Origin of the sequence: Catenuloplanes sp. NPDC051500 (assembly GCF_044454585.1) — a bacterium.
Classification (GTDB): Bacteria; Actinomycetota; Actinomycetes; order Mycobacteriales; family Micromonosporaceae; genus Catenuloplanes.
The window spans coordinates 90657-111190 of record NZ_JBITDX010000015.1 but is presented as its reverse complement, the minus strand read 5'-3'; the positions used below and the strand labels follow the sequence as shown (position 1 = coordinate 111190).

14 protein-coding genes and 1 pseudogene are annotated in these 20534 nt (G+C 71.5%); 8 read left to right on the top strand and 7 right to left on the bottom strand.

What is annotated here, in order from left to right:
• Positions 1–16: 16 nt before the first annotated feature.
• Positions 17–613, top strand: a complete 597-nt coding sequence (locus tag ACIA8K_RS27315; protein ID WP_396064128.1) for a hypothetical protein — start codon at positions 17–19, stop codon at positions 611–613.
• Between the two features lie 1499 nt (positions 614–2112).
• Here the strand turns inward: ACIA8K_RS27315 and ACIA8K_RS27310 are convergent.
• The 3 genes from ACIA8K_RS27310 to eno form a co-directional block, all read right to left on the bottom strand.
• Positions 2113–2625, bottom strand: a complete 513-nt coding sequence (locus tag ACIA8K_RS27310) for a DUF501 domain-containing protein (RefSeq protein WP_396064125.1) — start codon at positions 2623–2625, stop codon at positions 2113–2115.
• The gene (locus ACIA8K_RS27305) at positions 2626–3237 is read right to left on the bottom strand and encodes a septum formation initiator family protein (RefSeq protein ID WP_396064123.1); all 612 of its coding nucleotides are present in this window, start codon (positions 3235–3237) and stop codon (positions 2626–2628) included.
• 164 nt (positions 3238–3401) lie between these two features.
• A complete protein-coding gene (gene eno / locus ACIA8K_RS27300) occupies positions 3402–4688 on the bottom strand; it encodes a phosphopyruvate hydratase (protein ID WP_396064121.1) in 1287 nt (428 codons plus the stop codon).
• A gap of 195 nt (positions 4689–4883) precedes the next feature.
• Between eno and ACIA8K_RS27295 the strand changes: the two genes are divergently transcribed.
• A complete protein-coding gene (locus ACIA8K_RS27295; RefSeq protein WP_396064119.1) occupies positions 4884–5513 on the top strand; it encodes a PilZ domain-containing protein in 630 nt (209 codons plus the stop codon).
• Here ACIA8K_RS27295 and ACIA8K_RS27290 read toward each other — a convergent pair.
• Together ACIA8K_RS27290 and ACIA8K_RS27285 are read right to left on the bottom strand one after the other, a co-directional pair.
• Positions 5510–7117 carry a DUF885 domain-containing protein gene (locus ACIA8K_RS27290; RefSeq protein ID WP_396064117.1) on the bottom strand — a complete coding sequence of 536 codons (1608 nt, stop codon included), beginning with the start codon at positions 7115–7117 and terminating at the stop codon, positions 5510–5512. The two genes, ACIA8K_RS27295 and ACIA8K_RS27290, sit on opposite strands and share 4 nt — an antisense overlap.
• A gap of 5 nt (positions 7118–7122) precedes the next feature.
• The gene (locus tag ACIA8K_RS27285) at positions 7123–7620 is read right to left on the bottom strand and encodes a hypothetical protein (RefSeq protein ID WP_396064115.1); all 498 of its coding nucleotides are present in this window, start codon (positions 7618–7620) and stop codon (positions 7123–7125) included.
• Between ACIA8K_RS27285 and ACIA8K_RS27280 the strand changes: the two genes are divergently transcribed.
• Positions 7609–7890: a hypothetical protein gene (locus ACIA8K_RS27280; RefSeq protein WP_396064113.1), complete on the top strand. Its 282-nt coding sequence runs from the start codon at positions 7609–7611 to the stop codon at positions 7888–7890. The two genes, ACIA8K_RS27285 and ACIA8K_RS27280, sit on opposite strands and share 12 nt — an antisense overlap.
• 129 nt (positions 7891–8019) lie before the next feature.
• Here ACIA8K_RS27280 and ACIA8K_RS27275 read toward each other — a convergent pair whose 3' ends face one another.
• On the bottom strand, positions 8020–9906 hold the full coding sequence (locus tag ACIA8K_RS27275) for a hydrogenase maturation protein (RefSeq protein WP_396064111.1): 1887 nt from the start codon (positions 9904–9906) through the stop codon (positions 8020–8022).
• A gap of 268 nt (positions 9907–10174) precedes the next feature.
• Here ACIA8K_RS27275 and mfd point away from each other — a divergent pair, with 268 nt between their 5' ends.
• The 3 genes and pseudogenes from mfd to ACIA8K_RS27260 form a co-directional block, all read left to right on the top strand.
• Positions 10175–13780, top strand: a complete 3606-nt coding sequence (gene mfd, locus ACIA8K_RS27270; protein ID WP_396064109.1) for a transcription-repair coupling factor — start codon at positions 10175–10177, stop codon at positions 13778–13780.
• 33 nt (positions 13781–13813) lie between these two features.
• Positions 13814–14539 (top strand): hypothetical protein, encoded by a 726-nt coding sequence (locus ACIA8K_RS27265; protein ID WP_396064107.1) that lies wholly within the window; start codon positions 13814–13816, stop codon positions 14537–14539.
• Between the two features lie 23 nt (positions 14540–14562).
• Positions 14563–15498: pseudogene (locus tag ACIA8K_RS27260) on the top strand (MazG family protein); the annotation flags it as partial.
• A gap of 779 nt (positions 15499–16277) precedes the next feature.
• Here the strand turns inward: ACIA8K_RS27260 and ACIA8K_RS27255 are convergent.
• Positions 16278–17030 (bottom strand): SDR family NAD(P)-dependent oxidoreductase, encoded by a 753-nt coding sequence (locus ACIA8K_RS27255; RefSeq protein ID WP_396064105.1) that lies wholly within the window; start codon positions 17028–17030, stop codon positions 16278–16280.
• A gap of 64 nt (positions 17031–17094) precedes the next feature.
• Here ACIA8K_RS27255 and ACIA8K_RS27250 point away from each other — a divergent pair, with 64 nt between their 5' ends.
• Entirely contained in the window at positions 17095–17499 is a 405-nt protein-coding gene (locus ACIA8K_RS27250; protein ID WP_396064103.1) for a winged helix-turn-helix transcriptional regulator, read from the top strand.
• A 125-nt stretch (positions 17500–17624) separates the two neighbouring features.
• A complete protein-coding gene (gene ppc, locus ACIA8K_RS27245) occupies positions 17625–20408 on the top strand; it encodes a phosphoenolpyruvate carboxylase (protein ID WP_396064100.1) in 2784 nt (927 codons plus the stop codon).
• Positions 20409–20534 lie beyond the last annotated feature (126 nt).

Sequence of the window (20534 nt, the reverse complement as noted above, 5' to 3'; positions counted from 1 at the left end):
GCGCATCCTCGTAGACATGACCCGCGTGCCCCCGCGCCTGCCCGCGTTCGCCGCCGCGATCGCGCTGACCGGCTGCCTCACGCTTACCGGCTGCGCCTCGGCCGACGACGGCCGGGACACGATGGACGCCGGCACGCGCCTGGCGGAGCTGACCGACCGGCTCGGGCGGGCCGCCTCGCAGACCTACACCGCGGTCTACGCGCTCGGCACCGGCGAGATGGCGACAGTGGTGAGCGCGCCGCCGCGTACCGCGACGATAAGCGGCGACGACCGGCTGCTGATCGGCCCGGAGGGCGTGATCGCCTGCGAGGACGGCACCTGCTCCCGCCCGCCCGGCGCCGACGACCCACCGGGCGCGACCGGGATAGTTACTCCCGAGCAGGTCCGCGCGATGGTGACCGCCGCCGCCCACACCCCCGGCGCGGACGTGGCCCTGTCCACCGAATCGTTCGCCGGCGAGGAAGCACTCTGCGCCGACGTGCAGAGCATGTCCGATTTCACGGTCTGTGTCACTGACAACGGCATCCTGGCCTCCTTCCGCGGCGACGGCGAGACCACGCTTGAGCTGACGCGGCTGTCCGAGTCGGCGGACTCGTCCTCGCTGGTGGCCTAGCGCGCTCCTGCCGCCTCCACTGCCTGCGCGGCGGCGTGGCCGGGCCAGATCAAGATCCGGTGCGGTTTCCCGCTCCCGCGGTGGTCCCGGCCCGCACACTCCCGACTCTGTTGCCCATTCGCATGCGGTGGTCTGGGGCCTCACGATCGAAGGCTGGCATCGAGGCCAGGAGTCTGACGGGCCGTTCCGGCTGGTCGGCGGTCTCGCTGCACGCGGGGGCAGCGCGGTCATCGTCTAAGCGGTGGCTGATCTGGGCGGCCGCGGCCTGGGCGGTCGCAAGGGCCAGCACCGAGAGAACGATGTCGACGGGAAGTCGGTTGATCTCGACCTGAGCTGTCGCAAGGACCGGCACCGAGAGAACGATGCGGCCGGGAAGTCAGTTGATCTCGACCTGAGCTGTCGCAAAGGCCAGCACCGGTGCCGGGGCTTGCGGGAGGGCGGTTGGGCTCGACCTGAGCTGTCGCAAAGGCCAGCACCGGTGCCGGGGCTTGCGGGAGGGCGGTTGGGCTCGACCTGAGCTGTCGCAAAGGCCAGCACCGAAGCCGAGAGCTTGCTGAAACGTCAGTCGATCTTGGCTCTCGCGTGTCGCCGCGCCAGGGCAACGGCAGCTCGGGCGCTCCGCGCCGAGCTGGGTTCGTTGTGTGGGATCTCGCGTCCATCTGGCGGGATGCAAGATCCTTGCGGTTCTGGTGGCCCTTATTGCGCGCGGATAAGGGCCACCAGAACCGCAAGGATCTTGACGTGGGCCTTTCCTGACCCTTCGACGTCAGGAAGAACGCACAGGGAGGCACTCAAATAAGGAAATGTCCGGCGCGTAGCGCGCGAACCTTTGGGCACTTATCGCGGATCTCCACCTGACGCGGGTCGCGAGCGCGGGCTGTGTCCTGACATATGCGGATCCGGTGTAGCTCCGCGTTCATGCCTGGCCCTGAGACCTGCCGAAGTGCCGCGACAGACCCGCACACCTGCGGAACTCGCGGCCTCGATGCCGGCCCTTGCGCCCACCCACGCCGCAGTTACCGCGGTCCGCAGTTACCTCGGTCCGCAGTCGTCTGGGTCGGCAGTCGTCTGGGTCCGCAGTCGTCTGGGTCCGCAGTCGCCTCGGTCCGCAGTCGCCTCGGTCCGCAGTCGCCGAGACGACGGCGTGCTGCTCTCGACCTCCGCAAATCGCAACGAACAGGCGAAGCCACTCACCACGCCCCAGCCCGCGATCCTGGATCCCCAGGCGGCCGGACGCGAATGGGCAACAGACTCGCTCCCGCGGGCAAACCGGAGCGCCGGGCTCCGCTGGCGCTCCGCACGTCGCTTCGCACGTCGCTCCGGAGCCGGTTCCGCCGTGGCACGGGCGGGAACCCGCGGTGGGGTTTCCCGGCCATCCACGGATCTGACGGCCGCGGGAGCTCGCGGAACCGGGCCACCGCGGAGGCGGGAGACGGATTTCGGGATCTTGATCTTTCGCCCGGGGCCGGCCGGAGGCGACCGGCCCTCGGGTCAGGGCGTCACTCGGGTGCGACGCAAGGGCCGTCGGCCCACCACTCGCCGACCAGTTCCGCGGTTTCGTCGCCGAACGGGTTGACGCCGGGGCCGGCGCCGAGTGCGTGGCCGAGGTGGACGTGCAGGCACTTCACGCGGCCCGGCATGCCGCCGGCGGAGACGCCGTCGATCTCCGGGACGTCGCCGATCGCCTTGCGGCGGGCCAGATAGTCCTCGTGGGCGGCCCGGTAGCGCGCGGCCAGGTCCTCGTCGTCGGCCAGGCGGGCGGTCATCTCCTTCATCAGCCCGCCCGACTCGAGACGGCTGCAGGCGCTTGTCGCGCGCGGGCAGGTCAGGTAGAAGAGCGTGGGGAACGGCGTGCCGTCGGCGAGCCGCGGGGTGGTCTCGACGACCGCCGGGTTGCCACAGGGGCAGCGGTAGGCGACCGCGCGGGTGCCACGCGGGGTGCGGCCGAGCTGGGCGGCGACGGCGGCGAGATCGGCCTCGGTGGCGGGCTCGTGGGGGGACGTCTCAGTCACTTATTTGTTGGCTTCCTCGATGCTTGACCACAACGTGTCGTACCACTTGTCGGGGCTCTCGGCCGGCGCGGCGGTGAGGCCGCCCGCGTCCTGAGCGGCCACGGCATCCTGGTTCATCACGATGAGCAGCGTCTCGTCGGGGTGTGCGTAGTAGAAACGATTGCGCACCTGGGTGCGGACGTACTCGTCGTCCTGCCATTTGTCGACGAGTTCGGTGAGCTGCCGGATGCGCTCCCGCTGCTCCGCCTGGGACTGTTCCATGGCGGCGATGTCCGCTTCCTGCGACAGGTAGAGGCGGACCGGATAGGTGTAGGCCAGGGCGAGCGCGATCAGCACCACGATCAGCACCGCGGCCCGGCCTGTGTAGCGGCGGGGCTGGGTGGCGGTGGTCCGCTTCGCGGCGCCGGCGGCCGCGGCGCGTCGTGCGGCCGCGGGACGGCTCGCGGAACGGCCGGCCTCGGTGGGGCGGGGTTCGCGGACGATGCTCGAGTCGCGGATCGCGGTTCGGGCACCCCGGGCGCCCCGCGAGGCGGCACCGGCCCTGCGGGTCGGTCGCGTTCCGTGTCCGCTCCGGGCGGGTCCCTGACCGCCGGGCGTACGCCGTTGCGTCACGACACCCACCCCCTTGCCCCCGCCGTACCCAGTCTCACGCTAAGCAACCATGACGGGCGCGGGGGCCGAGGGCAAATCCACGGGTTTTTTGATCAGATACTGCAAACCCATGCGGAAAGTGCCCTCGGCCCAAGCGACCTACGTGGGTGTTAGGTGACTCTGGGTTACTTTGCGGCCTTGTATCGCGGGAAGGCGGAGGCACCGGCGTAGCGCGCGGCGTCCGCCAGCTCCTCCTCGATACGCAGCAGCTGGTTGTACTTCGCGACGCGCTCGGACCGTGCCGGTGCGCCGGTCTTGATCTGGCCGGAGCCGACCGCGACGGCCAGGTCCGCGATGGTGGTGTCCTCGGTCTCGCCGGACCGGTGGCTCATCATCGACTTGAAGCCGTTGCGGTGTGCCAACTCGACCGCGTCGAACGTCTCGGTCAGCGAGCCGATCTGGTTCACCTTGACCAGGAGCGCGTTGGCGGCCTTCTCGACCACACCGCGGCCCAGGCGGACCGGGTTCGTCACGAACAGGTCGTCGCCGACGATCTGGATCTTGTCGCCGAGCGCCGCGGTCATCGCGGTCCAGCCGGCCCAGTCCTCCTCGTTCAGCGGGTCCTCGATGGAGACGATCGGGTACGTCTCGACCAGCTTCGCGTAGTAGTTGATCATCTCCTCGGACGACTTGGAGCCGCCCTCGAAGGTGTACGCGCCGTCCTTGTAGAACTCGGTCGCGGCCACGTCCAGCGCCAGGCCGAAGTCGGTGCCGAGCGTGTAACCGGCCTTCTCGATCGCCTCGGCGATCAGGTCCAGCGCGGCGGCGTTGGTCGGCAGGCTCGGCGCGAAGCCGCCCTCGTCGCCCAGGCCGGTCGCCAGGCCCTTCTTCTTCAGCACGGACTTGAGCGCGTGGTAGACCTCCGCGCCCGAGCGCAGCGCCTCACGGAACGTGGAGGCGCCGATCGGCGCGATCATGAACTCCTGGACGTCGACGTTCGAGTCCGCGTGGGCGCCGCCGTTGAGGATGTTCATCATCGGCACCGGCAGCAGGTGCGCGTTCGGCCCGCCGAGGTAGCGGAACAGGCTCAGCTCGGCGGAGGCGGCGGCGGCCTTGGCGACCGCAAGCGACACGCCCAGAATCGCGTTCGCACCCAGCTCGGACTTGTCCGCGGTGCCGTCGATGTCGAGCATCTTCTGGTCGATCAGGCGCTGCTCGCTGGCTTCGTAGCCGAGCAGCTGGTCGACGATGCGGTCCTCGATGTTGGCGACCGCCTTCTCGACGCCCTTGCCCAGGTAGCGGCCCGAGTCCCCGTCGCGGAGCTCGATCGCCTCGAAAGCGCCGGTGGAGGCGCCGGACGGGACAGCGGCGCGCGCGATGGTGCCGTCGTCCAGGCCGACCTCGACCTCGACCGTCGGGTTACCCCGCGAGTCGAGAATCTCCCTGGCGACAATTCCCTCGATGGTGGCCATTTTGTCGTGTCGCTCCTTGATGTGTGTTTCGCCGGCCCGCGTGGCAGGCCATGAGCCGAACCCCGGATCGCCGCCACCCTGCGGCCGACCACGATGCTGAGCCTATCCAGCCGAGCGCGGGCCCCGCACAAAGACCCTCGGTGCGCTGCTGGGGAAAACCCTCAGAAGCGACGCGCGGACGACCGATGGGTGTACGTGAGTTTTACGTCCCCCGGCATCAACGAACGCGTCGAGATCACGGTGAGGCGCGGTGGCACCTACCGCTCCCGCGTGGAAGACGTGGACGGCGCGCTGCTCTCCCTGGCCGCGCCGCTCGACCTCCTGGTCACCGACGTCCCGGACGCCGGCCTGGAGCTGACCGTGCGCTGGATCGCGGGCGAACGCGGCAGGTACGCCGCCGACGCCGTGATCAACCGCGTCGTGCACAGCCATGTCAGCACCTGGGTCGTGGAGATCACCTCGACGCCGGAGATCGAGCAGAACCGCGAATACGTACGCGGTGGCGGCGGCGAACCGGTGGAGCTGACAGTCGGCGAGGGCGGCGAGACGCACCGCGGCGAGGCGATCGACGTCAGCGAACGAAGCGTCAAGGCCGTGTTCAAACGCCTGGACATCGCGGCGGGCACCGAGGTCTCGCTGCGCCTGATGCTCGAGGACGAGCAGATGACGCTGCAGGGCAAGGTCTACCGCGTCGTCGACCAGGCCGCCACGTCCGAGATCCAGATCGTCCTGATGCTTGACGCGGACGAGCGCCAGGCCCAGGCGATCCGCCGCCACGTGATGAACCTGCAGCGTCTCGCCCGGGCCCGCGCGAAGGACCGTTAGACGTCAAGCAGCGTGCGGAGGTGGCGTGGCGCCGGCGAGCCGTGCGACAACATCGCGTCGTGCCAGGCTCCGACCGGGGTGCCGGACGGGCGGGCGGCCGCTATCGCCGACACCTCGGTGTAGCCGACGAAGTAGGTGGAGAGCTGCGTCGACGTGAGCAGCGCGCGCCGCCACTTGCCGGCCGCCTCGCCCTCCTCCTGGAACGCACGGCCGGTCATCATCGCCATCGCGTCCGCCTCGGACAGCTCCTCGCAGTGGGTGAGCTGGTCCAGGATCGCGTTCATCGTCATCCGGAGCTGCATCTTCAGCTGTTGCAGGCGTACCGGCAGGCCGCCGTAGCCGTGGTCCGCCATGGACTCCTCCGCGTGCACGGCCCAGCCCTCGACGAACGGGTCGGACCAGCCGAGCGAGCGGACCCGGGTGTTCCCCCGGTAGCGGCGGGCGTGCGCGAGCTGGACGAAGTGGCCCGGCATCGCCTCGTGGACGGTGAGGTTACGGACCATGTGGTTGTTGTACTCGCGGTAGAGCGAGTCCACCCGCTCCGGCGTCCAGTCCGACGGCGCCGGCGCGATGCAGTAGAACGTGGGCACGTCCGCGGTCTCCAGCGGGCCGGGCGGGTCGCAGTAGGCGACGCTGATGCCGCGTGCGAACTCCGGCATCAGCTCGATGACGCACTCGTCGCCGGGGACCGTGACGATCCCGTGCTCACGGACGAAGTCGGTCGTCTCGGCAAGCGTGGCCTTGGCCAGGTCCACGATCGAGTCGTTGTCCGGCCGCTCCTCGGCAAGCGTGGCGAGCGCACGGCGCACGGTGTCGTCAGTGGCCGGCCCGCCGGTCAGCTCCGCCGCGGCCCCACGGATGCGCTCGGTGACCTGCTCCAGGTTCGCCTCCGCGCGGCGCAGCACCTCGGCCGCGGACAGCTCGGTGTCGAGCGTGTGCCAGAGCCGCGCCTCCCAGAGTCGCCGACCCAGCCGCGGCGACCTGCCGTCCTGGTCAAGCGTCCTCAGGTGGTCCGCGAACCCGTCCAGCTCGGCGACGGCGCGGGCGGCCGGCGCTGCGAGGCGGCCCGCAAGCGACGGCTCCTGGGCCAGCAGCGCGGGCAGCTCGTCGCGGATCAGCGCGGCCGCGCCCGCGAACTGCCCGGTCGCGGTCTCCACATGCACCCGCGGGCAGTCGCGGAGCACCTCGCGCGCGGTGGCGACCGCGTCCGGCACCGCGTCGAGCCGGGCGGCCAGCGACTCCAGCCGCTCCCCGAGCGGCGCGAACGTCCGGGACATCAGGCCGTGCAGCAGCGGTCCCGGATTGTGCACAAGCGGGTTCCACTCGTGCTCGCGGATCTCGGTCGCCTCCAGCAGCCGCTGCTCGACGATCGTGGTGAGGATCGCGTGATCCACCTGGTCCTGCGGGTCGAGCGCGTCCGCGTCGAGCTGGGCCAGCGCGTTTCCCGCGTCCCGGAGCATGGCGGTGCGCTCGGCGACAGCGCCGGCGGAGTAGTCCGGCAGGTGCCGGTCCTGGCTGTGGTCACCGGCGAAGAAGGCGGTGACCGGCTCGCTCGCGAGAATCGCGTCGACGATGCGCTCGGCCACGGGCTCGAAATCCGACATGGCGATCAATCTAACCGGAGAACCCCGGCCAGGGTGAACACTGCGGCGTGAAGCACGGACGGTGAGTCACGGGCGTACCCGAGCACGAGCCCCGGCGGCCCGGGCGCGTCCAGCCTCAGCGTGCTGAGCGCGATCGGCGCGATCCCGGCCCGCGCCGCGTCCTCCGCGATCCGCCGGTCGTCAGTGCCGGGCGGCAGCTCCACCACCAGATGCAGCCCGGCCGCGATGCCTGTGACGCGCGCCCGCGGCAGGTGCCGGGTGAGCGCGTCGAGCAACGCGTCCCGCCGGCGCCGGTGCTCCCGCCGGGCCGCGCGCAGATGCCGGTCGTACCCGCCGCCCGCGATCAACTCCGCGAACGCCAGCTGCTCCAGCACCGGGCCGCCCAGGTCCGCCGCCTCCTTCGCGGCAAGAACAGATCCAGACCACTCCGGGGGGACGACGAGCCAGCCGATCCGCAGGCCGGGCGCGAGCGCCTTGCTCGCCGAGCCGGTGTGCGCCACCACGTCCGGCGCGGGCTCGCCGGATTCAACGCGTGCGTGCTGCTGGCGCTGCGGCACGCGGACCCGGCCGTGGTCGGCACGATGATCGGCGCGGCGCCGCTCGGGCTCGCGCTGCTCGGCCCGCTGCTCGGCCCGCTGCTCGCCGGCCGCCGCCCGGCCGGGCGCCTGGTGCTGGCCGCGGTGGCCGTGGTCTGCGGCGCGATGACGGCCCGGGAGCCCGCCGGGGAGTCGGCCGGGAGCCGGCCCGGGACTCCGCCCGGGGTCCGGATCTGAGCTGGGCCGCCCGGTCGGCTGCCCACCGGGCGCAGACATGGGGAGCGGGCCCCGTCGCGGCGCACCACCCGCCCGACGGGGCCCGCCAGAAAGGCCGGTCGTGACCGGTCGACCGGCCTCAAGGTCCGTTCAGCCCGCCTGCACGGGCACAGCCGGGCGCACCGGCTGCGGCCCGTCCGAGGAGGGGGCCGGCCGCGGGCGTACGTGCTGCCGGTTCTTGCCCTGGTTCTGCGCGCCGGGCGGCGGGGGCGCGGGCCGCTTGATGCCGGGCAGGAACGCCTCGGACGGCGTGCTCAGCAGCAGCCGGGCCGGCGTCGAGGTCGGCCGCACCTTGTGGACGAACGCGTGCCGCGCCGCCGCGAACCCGGACCGGTCGTCGAAGATGTCCTGGCTCATCTCGGCAAGTTCCCGCACCTCATGCACGGCGAGCGGCATGCCGGACGACAGCATGCGCGTCTTACGGGTACGCATCCGCCGGTTGAGCACCGGTTCGGTGTGCCGGGCCGCGAGGTCCGCCAGCCAGTCCGCGAACGCGTCCGGGTGGCGCGGCCCGACCTCGTCCAGCAGCCCGATCGTGCGCGCGTGCGCGGCGTCGACGGGCAGCTTCTCGCCCAGCAGCCGCTCCGCGCAGAGCGCGCCGACCCGCCGGGGCAGCGTGTAGGTGTGCAGCTCGGAACCGTACAACCCCATGTCGTAGTAGGGGTTGAGGATGATGTCCTCGCGGCCGACCACGAGATCGGCGCCGAGGCCGAGCATCACGCCGCCCGCGCCGGCGTTGCCGGGCAACGCCGCGATCACCACCTGCCGCGTGCACTCGATGATCTCCGTGCAGACCGCGTTGATCGCGTTGATCGCGGCCCACGCCGCGCCGGCCGGGTCGGTCGCGGCAGTGATCTGGTTCAGGTGGATGCCGTTGCTGAACGCCTCAGTGCTGCCGCGCAGTACAAGCACCCGGGTGTCCTGCGCGGCGGCGTGCCGGAGCGCCGCGAGCAGCCGGCGGCACTGCCCGGCCGACATCGCGCCGTTGTAGAAGTCGAACGTGAGCCAGCCGACGTCCGCGGTCCGCCGGTACCTGATCTGCCGGTAGGCGCCCGGCACCTCGGCCTCGGAACCCAACGGCAACGGCGCATGGGGTACGCCGTGCAGCCGCTTCCCCAGCACCACCGCGGCGGGCAGCTTGACGCCCCGGGGCCAGGTGCCGGCCGGGCCCTCGCCGCCGGACGCGACAGTCTCCGGCTCGGCGGCGCGCAGGTGACCGATCCAGACGCTGCCGTCCCCGGTCGCGACCAGGATCGCGCCCTGCCGGCGGCACAGCACGGTGCCCGGCTTCGCGCCGCTGTAGATCGCGCCCGGGTGCGCGTCGTAGGCGAAGACCTGCATGCCGAGGACCTCGGTACGCACGCCTGGCGCACCGTCCGCGGCCCGGATCCGCCGGATGATCCGCTCGCTGTGCTCCTCCCAGCCGAACGCGCGGTCCGCCTGGCGCATCGGCGGTCGCAACCGCGCGTTCGGGACCTCGTGCGGCATGCGCGCGGCCGGGACCGGCGCGAACGACGGGTCGGCCGCCTTCGCCAGCACCTCCCGCACGCAGGCGATCGCCGCGTCCGCGACCGGGCCGTTGTAGAGCGCGGACTTACGCGGCGCGGTGCTGGAGAGCCGGAAGATGCGGGTGGCCCAGACCGGGCCGGCGTCCATCTCCTGCTCGGCCTGAAGCGCGGTGACACCCCAGTACGGCTCCGCCTCGGTGATCGCCCAGTCGAGCGAGGACGGCCCACGGTCGCCGACCGGTCCCGGGTGGATGATGATCGTGCGCCAGTTGGCCCACACCTCGGCCGGGACCCGGTGGGTCAGGAACGGGCACAGGATCAGGTCCGGGCGCGCGGCTCGGACCCCCTCGACCATGTCCCGTTCGCCGGTCGCGAGCAGCACACCGACCTCGTGTCCCGCCTCCCGGAGCGTGCACCAGACACGCTGGCTGAGTCCGTTGAAGGCGGAGACGAGCAGTAGTACCCGCACCGTGTGGTCCTCCTCGCGTGATGGTGTGGAAAAGATCGTCAAAGCCCGGCCGCACGACCTTGCAAGCGCTCCGAGCTGGGCGGTCGCACTCCCGGTGCGACGGCGGGAAGCCCGCCACGTTCGGATTCAGCCGATCGCCGGACCGGATCGGACGGCCGACCCACAGCTGATCCACGGGACGGCCGCCCGACCGGCGTAGGCTGGTTTGTCGTACCCCCCGTCCATGCTGGGCGCGGGGTAGAACACCGTGCCGTCCTACGGGGGATTCATGAAGCTCGCCGGCCTCCTTCCCGCCGCGCTCGCCGACGGCGGCCTGGCCCGTGCCCGCGACCTCGCCCGCGCCGGTGGGCCGGAGGCCGCTGAGCTGGGTCTGACCGCACCGGCGCCGCTGCGGCCGTTCATCGTCGCGTCCGTGGCGGCCGCGGCGGCATCAGGCGGCGCGGGCCGTCCGGTGCTCGCGGTGACCGCCACCTCCCGCGAGGCGGACGACCTGGTCGACGCGCTGGGCTGCCTGATCCCGGCCGAGCAGGTGGTGGCGTTCCCGGCGTGGGAGACGCTGCCGCACGAGCGCCTCTCCCCCCGGTCCGACACGGTGGGCCGCCGGCTGGCCGTGCTGCGGCGGCTGGCGCACCCGGGCGAGTCCGGCCCGGTGCGGGTCGTGGTGGCGCCGGTCCGGTCGGTGTTGCAGCCGCAGCTCAAGGGCCTCGGCGACCTGGAGCCGGTGGTGCTGCGCCCGAAGGTCGAGGCGGGCCTGGAGGAGACGGTCGAGCGGCTTGTCGCGCTGGCCTACGGGCGGGTCGACCTGGTGACGAAGCGCGGCGAGTTCGCGGTGCGCGGCGGCATCCTGGACGTGTTCCCGCCCACCGAGGAGCACCCGCTTCGCGTGGAGTTCTGGGGCGACGAGGTCGAGGAGATCCGCACGTTCGCGGTGGCGGACCAGCGGACCATCGAGCCGGCGGCCGAGCTGTTCGCGCCGCCGTGCCGGGAGCTGCTGCTCACGCCGCAGGTGCGGGAGCGGGCCGCCGCGCTGGCCGCCGCCCACCCGGAGCTGGGCGAAATCCTGACCAAGCTGGCCGAGGGCATCCCGGTCGAGGGCATGGAGTCGCTGGCCCCGGCGCTGCTGGACGGCACTGACAGCATGGAACTGCTGCTGGACTGCATGCCGCGAGACACGCACGTGCTGCTGTGCGACCCGGAGCGCATCCGCACCAGGGCGCACGACCTGGTGCGTACCAGCGAGGAGTTCTTGCAGGCCAGCTGGGCCGCGGCGGCGGTCGGCGGCGAGGCCCCGATCGACGTGGGCGCGGCCGCGTTCCGCAGCCTGTCGGAGGTGCGCGCGGAGGCGGGCCGGCTGGGCCAGGCATGGTGGTCGGTGTCACCGTTCGGGCTGGACACCGGGGAGACGGAGACCCCGCCCTGGGAGGACTCCGTGCAGACCCAGGTCACGCCGGACGCGGGGGACGACATCACGCTCGCGGCACAGGCTGCGCCGCTCTACCACGGTGAGACCGGGCGGCTTGTCGACGACCTGAAGCGCTGGGCCGGCGACGGCTGGTCGGTGGTGCTGGTCTTCGAGGCGAAGGGCCCGGCGAACCGCGCGGCCGAGGTGCTGCGCGACGCCGGCCTGGGCACGATCACGACCGAGACGATCGAGAAGGCACCGCCCGCCGGGCAGATCACCATCGTCTGCGGCGGGCTGAACCACGGTTTCGTGGACGAGCGCTCCCGGCTCGCGGTGGTGACCGGCAACGACGTGACCGGTGGGCGTGGCTCGACCGCCAAGGCGATGGGCAAGATGCCGTCCCGGCGGCGTAACACGATCGACCCGCTTGAGCTCAAGACCGGCGACCACGTGGTGCACGAGCAGCACGGCATCGGCCGGTACGTCGAGCTGGTGCAGCGCAAGGTCAACGGCGCCGACCGCGAGTACCTGGTGATCGAGTACGCGGCCGCGAAGAAGAACCAGCCCGGCGACCGCCTGTTCGTCCCCACTGATCAGCTCGACCAGCTGTCGCGCTACGTCGGCGGTGAGACGCCCACGCTGCACAAGATGGGCGGCAGCGAGTGGCAGAAGGCGAAGGCGCGCGCGAAGAAGGCGGTCCGGGAGATCGCCGCCTCGCTGATCCAGCTCTACGCGGCCCGCCAGGCGCAGAAGGGTCACGCGTTCGGCCCGGACACGCCGTGGCAGCGCGAGCTGGAGGACGCGTTCCCCTACACCGAGACGCCCGACCAGCTGTCCGCGATCGAAGAGGTCAAGCACGACATGATGCAGCAGGTCCCGATGGACCGGCTGATCTGCGGCGACGTGGGCTACGGCAAGACCGAGATCGCGGTGCGGGCCGCGTTCAAGGCGGTGCAGGACGGCAAGCAGGTCGCGGTGCTGGTGCCGACCACGCTCCTGGCCCAGCAGCACTTCAACACGTTCACCGAGCGGATGGGCCAGTTCCCGGTGGAGATCCGGCAGCTGTCCCGCTTCCAGACGCCGAAGGAGGCGGAGCAGACGCTGAAGATGGCCGGCGAGGGCACGACCGACATCGTGATCGGCACGCACCGGCTGCTCTCCGCCGCGGCCCGGTTCAAGCAGCTCGGGCTCGTGATCGTGGACGAGGAGCAGCGGTTCGGCGTCGAGCACAAGGAGCATCTGAAGACGCTGCGGGCCAGCGTGGACGTGCTGACCATGTCCGCCACGCCGATCCCGCGCACGCTTGAGATGGCGATCACCGGCATCCGGGAGATGTCCACGATCGCCACGCCGCCGGAGGAGCGGCACCCGGTGCTCACCTTCGTCGGCCCGTCCGAGGACAAGCAGATCGCCGCGACCATCCACCGCGAGCTGCTCCGCGACGGCCAGGTCTTCTACCTGCACAACCGCGTCGAGTCGATCGACCGGGCCGCGCGGAAGCTGCGCGAGCTGGTGCCGGAGGCGCGGGTGGCGGTGGCGCACGGGCAGATGTCCGAGGAGGCGCTCGAGAAGGTGATGGTCGGGTTCTGGGAGAAGGAGTTCGACGTCCTGGTCTGCACCACGATCGTCGAGTCCGGCATCGACATCCCGAACGCGAACACGCTCATCGTCGAGCGCGCCGACCTGCTCGGCCTGGCCCAGCTGCACCAGATCCGCGGCCGGGTCGGGCGTGGCCGCGAGCGGGCGTACGCGTACTTCCTCTACCCGCGGGAGAAGCCGCTTACCGAGCACGCGCACGAGCGGCTGGCCACCATCGCGCAGCACACCGAGCTGGGCGCCGGCATGTACGTGGCCATGAAGGACCTGGAGATCCGCGGCGCCGGCAACCTGCTCGGCGGCGAGCAGTCCGGCCACATCGAGGGCGTCGGCTTCGACCTCTACGTGCGGATGGTCGGCGAGGCGGTGTCGCAGTTCAAGGGCGAGCGGCCGGACGAGGTCCAGGAGGTCAAGATCGACCTTCCGGTGGACGCGCACCTGCCGCACGACTACATCGGCGTGGAGCGGCTGCGCCTGGAGATGTACCGGAAGCTGGCCGAGGCGCGGGACGAGGTCGCGCTCAAGGAGATCGTGGCCGAGATGACCGACCGCTACGGCGAGCCGCCGGCCCCGGTGGCGAACCTGCTGGCGGTGGCACGGTTCCGGCTGGTGGCGAAGGCGTACGGCCTGACCGAGGTGACGTTGCAGGGTAAGCACGTGCGGCTGGGCCCGCTGCCGCTGCCGGACTCGAAGCAGATGCGGCTCAAGCGCTACCACCCGGACTCGGTCTACAAGCCGGCGACTGAGCAGGTGAGCGTGCCACGGCCGATGACCCGCCGGGTCGGCGGCGAGCCGGTGCGTGACCAGGCGCTGCTGGAGTGGTGCGCGCAGCTGCTGAAGGACGTGCTTGGCGAGCCGGTGGCGGCGGGTCGCTGAGTGGTCACCTACCGGCGTGATAGAGTGATCTCTATGCGATCCGCCCGTTATGCGGCATTTGTGGCCGTGGCCGCGCTTGCCCTCTCCGGCTGTGCCAAGCAGAGTCCGGCCGTCGCCGCATACGTCGGCGACGTGACCTACACGCAGCACACAGTCGACGCGATCTTCGACGAGGCGCGGGACGCCTTCGACGACAAGCAGAAGAAGCTTGCCGCCGAGAACGCGCCGGGCGGCGGGCCGGAGCGGCCGAGCGTGCCGATCACCCGGCGTCACGTGGTCGACCTGCTGCTCACGCTGGACCTCGGCCGCCGCGCCGCCGCCGAGCGGAACCTGCCGGTCACCGGCGAGCGCGTGCCGGCCGAGCTGGTCGAGTCCGTGCTCGGCGTGCCCGCCGCCACCCGGTACGTGTCGCTCTACCAGGACTGGTACCAGGTCTACGGCGCGCTCCAGGACGGCATCGCGCCGGCCCAGGTCTCCGACGACGGCCTGATGACCGTCTACCAGGCGCTTGTCGAGGCGGACGCGATCGATGACGGCCTGTCCGTGCCTGTGGTGCGCGAGCAGTTCGGCAACGGCGGTTTCGCGGGCGGGCCGCTGGCCATCTCGGACGCGCTGCACGCCCAGGCGGAGAAGGCCGGCGCCGTGGTCAACCCGAAGTACCTGCCGGCCGCCGCACCCATGATCGCCTCGGCGAACGACAGGTCGTTCGCGTACCGGATGCCGTACCTCCAGGACGGGACCGTCGTCGCGACCCGCTGACCCGCTGCGGCATGCTGGTCCGCATGCCGCAGATCGTCCTGCTCGTCACCTCGCCGCGCCTGCCCGCGGGCCTGCTGACCGCCGACGCCTGGGACCTGGTCCGCAGGCACCCGGTGCTCGCCTCCGAGGAGAGCCCGCAGGCCGCCGCGCTGCGGGCCGCCGGCGCGGACGTGACAGTCGTCGAACCCGATCCCGCGCCGGTGCTGGCCGCCGCGGCCGCCCACGACACAGTGGTCTGGCTGGCCGGCCCGACCGGCGACCAGGACATGGCCCGCGCGCTCGGCCTGCGCCTGGCCCGCGAGCCAGGCCTGGCCGAGCTGGAGCTGCGCTACGGCTCCTGGGACCCGCCGGGCGCGCGCCTGCTCGACGCGGTGACCGTGATCGACCGGCTGGCCTCCCCCGGCGGCGACCCGTGGAAGCGGGAGCAGACCCACGCCACACTCGCGCAGTACCTGCTCGAGGAGAGCTACGAGGCGATCGACGCGATCGACGCCGGCGACCTTGACACGCTCCGCGAAGAACTGGGCGACGTGCTGCTCCAGGTGGTGCTGCACGCACGCCTGGCCGAGGAACTGCCCGAGGACGAGCGGTGGAACGTCGACGACGTGGCCGGCACGCTTGTCGACAAGATGATCCGCCGCAACCCGCACGTCTTCGCGGACACCGAGGTCAGCGGCATCGACGAGATCATCACCAACTGGGAGCAGATCAAGCGTGCGGAAAAGGCCCGCGGCTCCTCGATGGACGGCATCGCACTCGCCCAGCCCGCCCTCTCCCTGACCGCCAAGATCCTCCAGCGGGCCGCGCGCGCAGGCATCACCGTACCCCTGCCAGAAGCCCTTGACCTTGGCTCTGAGCTGCTGCACAAGGTCGCCGAAGCCCACGCGGCCGACCTCGACGCCGAAGCCGCCCTGCGCCGCGCCGCCCTGACCCACGCCGAGGCCGTCCGCGCCGCAGAGGCGGACCGCACCGCAGAGGCGGGCCGCACCACAGAGGCGGGCCGCGCCACAGAAGCAGGCCGCGGTGCAGAAGGCGACGGCGGTGCGGAGCAGAAGCCGAAGATCTAGATCGCTGTCCCAGCTCCGCCGAGGTCCAGCCTCGCGAGCTCCCGCGGGCACCGGTCGGCCCCAAGGGGCCTCTCTGCACGTGCCGTGCGCGCAAGGGCACAACCCAGGGGCGCGCGGCGGCCGGGACAACAGATCGCGAAGAGTGCCGCACCCTGCGGGTAGCAAGATCCTTGCGGCTCTGGTGGCCCATATCAAGGCCTGGTAGGGGCCACCAGAGCCGCAAGGATCTTGATTCGGCCTTACTGATCTTCCGGGGCAGGGCACGGGCCGCGCTTGGGTGATCCCGAGGCTTCGCCGTCGGGGTGCGGGCTCGCGGCCTGCGCGACCGCGAGGTCCTCACCCAATCGGGCACTCCGTGCCCGAAATTTCGTTATATAGGTGCCTGTGACGCGCGCTCAACCTGACTGCGGAAGGTCGGTGAATACCGAAGTTCGGCTGCGCAGCACCTGGCAGTCGATGTCCTCGACGGTGCCGCAGCCTCGGCGCCAGACCTTGGCTTCGAAAGTTCAGCACGGCGGGTGGTGAGCGTAGGCCGTGACGGAACATATCGGATTTGGGTGTTTCGCCTCGCCTCCGCCCAGCGCCTGCCGAAGTGCCGCGACCGGCCCGCGTCCTGCGGAACTCCCGGCTTCGATGAGCAGAGCGGAAGAACATGGTTGTGGATCTGAGGGTCAGCGCACGCCGCCGCTGGCGTGGATGAGTGCGCCGGTGATGAAGCGGGCCGCGTCGGAGGCGAGGAAGACCGCGAGGGAGCCGTAGTCGTCCGGGACGCCGAGGCGGCCGAGTGGCACGCCTGCCACGGCCTGGTCGGCGGCGGGCGAGCCGACGAAGCCCATCGCGCGGGTGCCCTCGGTGTCCGAGTAGCCGGGCAGCATCGCGTTGACCCGGATGCCGCGCGGGCCCAGTTCCTTGGCCGCGACAAGCGTCGCCGCGTTCACGGCCGCCTTCGTTGCGATGTAGAGCGCGCTGTAGGCCGGGTGGAACGTGGTGCCCGCGGTCGACACGTTGATGATCGAGGCGCGGTCGAGGCCGGGCTGGCCGATCAGCGCCTGTGTGGTGAGCAGCGTGCCCCACAGGTTGGTGTCCACGTGCCGGCGGTAGTCCTCGTCGGTGATCGCCTCGATCGGGGCGAAGACGCTGATCCCCGCGTTGTTGACGAGTACGTCCACCGTGCCGAACGCGTCCCGGGCGGTCTCGAACAGCGCTGTCACGTCCGCGCGGCGCCCGACGTCGGCCCGGGCCGCGAGCGCCCGGCCGCCCGCCGCGGTGATCTCCTTGACGACCCGGTCCGCGCCGGCCTCGTCCGAGTGGTAGGTGACGACGACCGCGGCGCCGGCCGACGCGAGGTCCGCGGCGATCCGGGCGCCGATGCCCTTGGAGGCGCCGGTGACGATGGCGGTGCGGTCCTGCAGAGAGATGTCCATGGCCGGTGACGTTAGGAGAGTTGATTACCAGCGGGAAGTACGTACCTTTTTGTAAGCTGCTGCTATGACAGTGAGTGAGCAGCTCAAGTCCGCACACCGCCTGCTCGCGGGTGACACCTTCGACAGCAGGTGCCCGTCGCGGCCGATCATGGATCAGGTCACCACCAGGTGGGGCACGCTGATCATCGCGGCGCTGATCACCGGCCCGCACCGGTTCTCCGCGCTGCACCAGAAGATCGGCGGCATCAGCCAGAAGATGCTCTCCCAGAACCTCAAGGCGCTGGTGCGGAACGGACTGGTCGCCCGCGCGGTGGAGCCGACGATCCCGCCGCAGGTCACCTACAGCCTGACCGCGCTCGGCGAGAGCCTGGCGGAGCCGCTGACCGCGATGATGATCTGGTTCGGCAGCAACACGGAGGCGCTGGTCGAGGCACAGGAACGCCACGACCGGACCGTCAGCGCGTCATAGGGTGTAGCCGGGACCACAGCTTGAGACAAGGCTCACCACCGTGACCCCGGCGCTACGCTTCGCCGATACGATCGCGCACAAGTCGGACAGCGCTGTCCTTCGTTCGCATGGAAGGAGCGCTTTCTGTGACCGAGCACAGCGACCACGACGGTCCTGACGCAGCACTTCGCGCTGACATCCGCAGGCTGGGCACGCTGCTGGGGCAGACGCTCGCGCGGCAGGAGGGCAAGCCGCTCCTCGACCTGGTCGAGGAGATCCGTGCGCAGGTCCGTTCGGACCCGGGCGCCGCCGCGGCTCGTCTGACCGCGATGGAGGTCGGCACCGGCACCCAGCTGGCCCGCGCGTTCTCCACCTACTTCCACCTGGCGAACATCACCGAGCAGGTGCACCGGGCGCGGGACCTGCGCCGCCAGCGGGCCACCCAGGGCGGCTGGCTCGACCAGGCCGCCAAGCTCATCGCGGAGGCCGGCGTACCGGCCGACGAGGTGGCCACCGCGGCCCGCCGGCTCGCGATCCGCCCGGTCTTCACCGCGCACCCGACCGAGGCGTCCCGCCGGTCCGTGCTCACCAAGCTGCGCGCGGTCGCCGACCAGCTCGACGCGGAGACCGCAGCCGCGGTGCTCTACGGCGCGCGGGACGACGCCCCCGCGACCCGCCGCCTCGCCGAGCTGATCGACCTGATCTGGCAGACCGACGAGCTGCGCCTGGACCGGCCGGACCCGACGGACGAGGCGCGCAACGCGGTCTTCTACCTCAGGGAGCTCTACGCGGACGCGGCGCCGCAGGTACTCGACGACCTCGCCGAGACGCTCCGCTCGCTCGGCGTGGAGACCTCGCCGACCGCGCGGCCGATCACGTTCGGCACCTGGATCGGCGGCGACCGGGACGGCAACCCGTTCGTCACGCCTGCCGTCACCCGGGACGTGCTGATCATCCAGCACGAGCACGGCATCCAGGCCACCGAGGCCGCGATGGACTCGCTGATCACCGAGATCTCGGTGTCCCGCCGGCTGCGCGGCGTCTCGCTCGACCTCTCCGCGAGCCTGGCCAAGGACCTGGACGCGCTGCCCGAGGTGGCGGCACGCTTCCGCCGGGTCAACGCGGAGGAGCCGTACCGGCTGAAGATCCGCTGCATCAAGGCGAAGCTGGCGAACACGCGCACCCGCCTGTCGCAGAGCACGCCGCACGTGCCCGGCCGCGACTACCTCGGCACCGAGGAACTGATCGCGGACCTGGAGCTGATGCGCGCGTCGCTGGCCCGCAACTCCGGGCAGCTCACCGCGGTCGGCCGGCTGTCGTCCACGATCCGCGCCGTCTCCGCGTTCGGCCTGCACCTGGCCACGCTCGACGTGCGCGAGCACGCGGAGGCGCACCACGCGGTGCTCGCCCAGATGTACGGGCAGCTCGGCGAGGTCGGCGACTACGACACGCTTACCCGGGTGGAACGCACCGCGCTGCTTGCCGCGGAGCTGACTGGCCGCCGCCCGCTGTCAAGCGCGGACACGCCGCTTACCGACGCGGCCCGCAAGACGTTCGACGTGTTCGGCACGATCCGGCAGGCGCAGGAGCGCTTCGGCGACGACGTGGTCGAGACCTACATCATCTCGATGACGCTCGGGGCGGACGACGTGCTCGCCGCCGCCGTGCTGGCCCGCGAGGCCGGCCTGATCGACGTGCACTCCCGGCGCGCGCGGATCAACATCGTGCCGCTGCTGGAGACGCCCGCGGAGCTGAGCACCGGCGGGAAGATGCTGGACGAGCTGCTGTCGCTGCCGGCGTACCGGGCGATCGTCAAGGCGCGCGGCGACGTGCAGGAGATCATGCTCGGCTACTCGGACTCCAACAAGGAGGGTGGGATCACCACCTCGCAGTGGGAGATCCACAAGGCCCAGCGCTCGCTGCGGGACGTGGCCGCCCGGCACGGCGTCCGGCTGCGGCTCTTCCACGGCCGTGGCGGCACTGTCGGGCGCGGTGGCGGCCCCACCCACGAGGCGATCCTGGCCCAGCCGTACGGCACGCTGGACGGCGCGATCAAGGTCACCGAGCAGGGCGAGGTCATCTCCGACAAGTACACGCTGCCCGCGCTGGCCCGGGAGAACCTGGAGCTGACGGTGGCCGCGGTGCTTCAGGCCACGCTGCTGCACACCGAGCCGCGCGTCTCCGACGAGAACCTGGAGCGCTGGGACGGCGCGATGGACACCGCGTCCGAGGCGGCGTTCGGGGCGTACCGGCGGCTTGTGGAGAACCCGGACCTGCCCGCGTACTTCTGGGCGTCCACGCCGACCGAGCTGCTCGGCGCGCTCAACATCGGCTCCCGCCCGGCCAAGCGCCCCAACGCGGACGCCGGGCTCGGCGGCCTGCGCGCCATCCCGTGGGTGTTCGGCTGGACGCAGAGCCGCCAGATCGTGCCCGGCTGGTTCGGCGTCGGCACCGGCCTGGCCGCCGCCCGCGAGGCCGGCCTCGGCCACGTGCTCGACGAGATGTGGAAGGACTGGCACTTCTTCCGGACGTTCCTGTCCAACGTCGAGATGATGCTCACCAAGACCGACCTGTCGATCGCCCGCCGGTACGTCGAGACGCTGGTCCCGGACGAGCTGCAGCCGATCTTCGGCACGATCGAGGAGGAGTACGCGCGGACCGTGCGCGAGGTCCTTGCGATCACCGGCGAGTCAGGCCTGCTGAAGGCGCACCCGGTGCTGTCCCGCACGCTCGGCGTCCGGGACACCTACCTGGAGCCGCTGCACCACCTGCAGGTCGCGCTGCTCCGGCAGTACCGCGACAGCGGCGCCAGCCAGACGGTCGTCACCAAGCCGGGCGCCCGGCGCGGCTACAGCGATGCGACTGCGCTTGAGCGGGCGCTGCTGACCACTGTCAACGGCATCGCGGCCGGCATGCGCAACACGGGCTGAGCGTTTCGGCGGCGGTACGGTCCGGCAGGCACCGGACCGTACCCCTGATGGGGTCTCAGGGTTTTGATCTTGTTTTTGCAGGGTTGATTCCTGAGGCCCCGGATGCGCGCGCCGCCTAGGCTCAAC